Source organism: Acinetobacter sp. 766875, assembly GCF_000582055.1.
In the GTDB taxonomy this organism is placed as follows: domain Bacteria; phylum Pseudomonadota; class Gammaproteobacteria; order Pseudomonadales; family Moraxellaceae; genus Acinetobacter; species Acinetobacter nosocomialis.
The window spans coordinates 1-392 of record NZ_JEXX01000063.1 but is presented as its reverse complement, the minus strand read 5'-3'; the positions used below and the strand labels follow the sequence as shown (position 1 = coordinate 392).

Genomic DNA, 392 nt, shown 5'->3' with positions numbered 1-392 from the left:
GCATCAAGCTGGCCTTTGTTTACTGCATCGGTGGCATTGGTGCCTGCTGCTACGTTACTGATGGTGTTACCTGCAGCATCAATACCAGTCTTGGTCACACTTGGTCCACCAGTGATGGTTAAACCATTCGTATCCAGCTTGCTGTCCCCTGCCGTTACACTGTCAATATTCAGGTCACGATTTAAGCCATACTGAATCGTATTGCCGGTCTTGGTCACTTTCAGGTTGGTTTCACCTGCAACCGTACCAATGTCTACCGTATCACCAGCTTTTACTGCAGTTGCATTGGTACCATTACTTTGTAGTGTCCAGCCTTTGTCTAATGCAGTGATCGCATCGCCCACGTTATTGACGTTGTTGCCATTCACAGTATAGGTCGGTGAGCTTACTGC

Annotated in this window: 1 pseudogene; it reads right to left on the bottom strand. The window is 48.0% G+C overall.

Annotation, left to right across the window (positions count from 1 at the left end):
• Positions 1-392 (bottom strand): annotated as a pseudogene (locus J576_RS19325) (hypothetical protein); the annotation flags it as partial.